At 74.9% G+C, this 2,012-nt stretch carries 2 protein-coding genes and 1 tRNA gene (1 of these 3 only partly in view); 1 reads left to right on the top strand and 2 read right to left on the bottom strand.

The features are described from left to right. On the bottom strand, window positions 1-1,044 hold a 1,044-nt coding region (locus ACFP3U_RS09725; protein ID WP_380224900.1), incomplete at its 3' end, for a serine/threonine-protein kinase. Between the two features lie 461 nt (window positions 1,045-1,505). On the opposite strand from ACFP3U_RS09725, the gene ACFP3U_RS09720 reads away from it, so the two are divergent. After that, window positions 1,506-1,706, top strand: coding sequence for a hypothetical protein (locus ACFP3U_RS09720; RefSeq protein WP_380224899.1), 201 nt, complete (start codon window positions 1,506-1,508; stop codon window positions 1,704-1,706). Window positions 1,707-1,995: 289 nt separating this feature from the next. Here ACFP3U_RS09720 and ACFP3U_RS09715 read toward each other — a convergent pair. Beyond that, window positions 1,996-2,012 (bottom strand) — tRNA-Val (locus ACFP3U_RS09715); it runs 155 nt beyond the window's last position.

The raw sequence follows: 2,012 nt of genomic DNA, 5'->3' as shown, positions 1-2,012 counted from the left end.
CCCGGGCCGTCCCTCGGCGCCCCGGACGGCGCCCGCCCGGCCCCCGCCGGGGCCACCGGCCGCTCCGGGCACGGCGCCGGCCCGCCCGGCGAGGTCCTCCCGCCCGGCCGCCTCGCCGCGCGCCCCCGCACTGCGGCCCCGCCCGAAATGCCCGCCGGAGCCGCCGCCCGATCCGCCTCCCGACCCGCCGCCGGAGCCGGCCGCGCCACCGGCGGGGCCCGCCGCGCCCCGGATGGCCAGTTCGTTCAGCCGCTCGTGCAGGGCCGCCGCCCCGGGCCGCTCGGCGGGCTCCTTGGCCAGGCAGGCCCCGATCAGCGGCGCCAGCTGCGCCGGTACCGCGGAGAGGTCGGGCTCCTCGTGGACGACGCGGTAGAGCATCACCTCGGAGGAGGCTCCCGAGCCGAACGGGGTGTCCCCGGTGAGCGCGTACGCGAGCGTCGCGCCGAGGGCGAAGACGTCGGTCGCGGGCGTGACGGCGACCCCCCGGACCTGCTCGGGGGCGAGGAAGCCGGGGGAGCCGACGGCGGTGCCGACGTGGGTGAGCGTGCTGGCCCCGCGGGACCAGGCGATGCCGAAGTCGATGATGCGCGGCCCGCGGGGCGAGAGCAGGATGTTGGACGGCTTGAGGTCCCGGTGGACGACGCCCGCCTCGTGCACCTTGACCAGTCCGTCGGCCAGCGCGGCCCCGATCCGGGCGACCTCGGGCCACCCCAGCACCCCTTCGTCGCCGACCCGCTTGTAGAGGGACGGCCCGGGGACGTACGCGGTGGCCAGCCAGGGCCGGTCGGCCTCGATGTCGGAGCCCATGACGCGCGCGGTGCAGCCGCCCCGGATCCTGGACGCGGCCGCGATCTCGCGGGCGAAGCGGGTGCGGAACTCGACGTCCTCGGCCAGTTCGGCCCGGATCAGCTTGAGCGCGACGCGCTGCCCCCGGCGGTCCGAGCCGAGGTAGACCACGCCCATGCCGCCGGCTCCCAGCCGCCGGTGCAGCCGGTACGGCCCGACGATGCGGGGGTCCTCACGCCTCAGCCGCATCATCGTCATTCCCGTTTCCCCGTCAGACTGTCGGTGAGGCCCCGTCGGGTGGGGCGTCGTCAGTTCCTGTCCGGCACAGCTTACGGACTGCCCGCTGCGGTGTGCTGATACGCAACACCTGAAGCCACCGTCCGATTGTCGGATCTTGGACCGACCATGGTCTGACCGTGGGCCGACCATGGGCCGGCGGGGTGCCGAATCGTTTCTCGGGGTCGCCTCTCAGGGTTCCCCCGGGGGCCGCCCGGCGGGGGTCTCCCCCTGCGGTAGTAGTCCGCAGGTCCCATCGTCATCCTCCGGGAGGCCCGGAGAACAGTACGACGGCATGACGTCCGCCAACCCCCTCACGCCATACCGTTGTTCTCAGCGGTGGACGGGGAGCTCGTCCCCCGAGGTAAGCCGTCCACCGCGCCCACGTGCACCACCCTTCCAGCATCCGTCACCGGCCGCACTCACGAGTCAGGAGTCAGGGCATGGCACCGCAGCCCACGGGATCCACCTCCCGCCGCCGTCGCCCGGCCTTCACTCAGCCGAAGGCCGCGGAGCCGACCAGGCACCCGGCCGTCGCGCTGGCCATGGCGCTGCCCTGCGCGGTGCTGCTGGCCGTCCTGTTCGGCGGCTGGGAGCAGATGGCGAACCAGGCCCAGGCGGTGGCCGAGTTGATCGGTCACTGAGCCACATCAAGCCGGCACTGATCCCCTGGGGACGGGGAGCCAGTGCCGCCGGGGAGGCCGCCGCCGCGAAAACTCGCGGACGGGCGAGAGCGGCGCGCAGAGCGCCCCGGCAGGCGGAGACGCCGCGTACGGACGTCGGTGAGGGCGACCGTACGCGGCTCTTCCGTTCCCCAGCACCCGTACCGGCCTCCGAAACCCGCGGCCGACCGAGAAACGCGGCGGGCACCGGGCAGCACGCCAAAACGGCCGGGGCCGCGACTCCTACGAGTCGCGCCCCCGGCCGTCACTGTGCGCGATACTGGGATT

It is taken from the genome of Kitasatospora misakiensis, assembly GCF_042656005.1.
Classification (GTDB): Bacteria; Actinomycetota; Actinomycetes; order Streptomycetales; family Streptomycetaceae; genus Kitasatospora; species Kitasatospora misakiensis.
The sequence above is the reverse complement of the archived record's forward strand: the minus strand, read 5'-3'. Positions and strand labels throughout refer to the sequence as shown.

What these genes read in the sequence shown, in the direction of transcription:
- ACFP3U_RS09720 (WP_380224899.1), top strand. Translation starts at nt 1,506, where the DNA reads ATGGCACCGCAGCCCACGGGATCCACCTCCCGCCGCCGTCGCCCGGCC.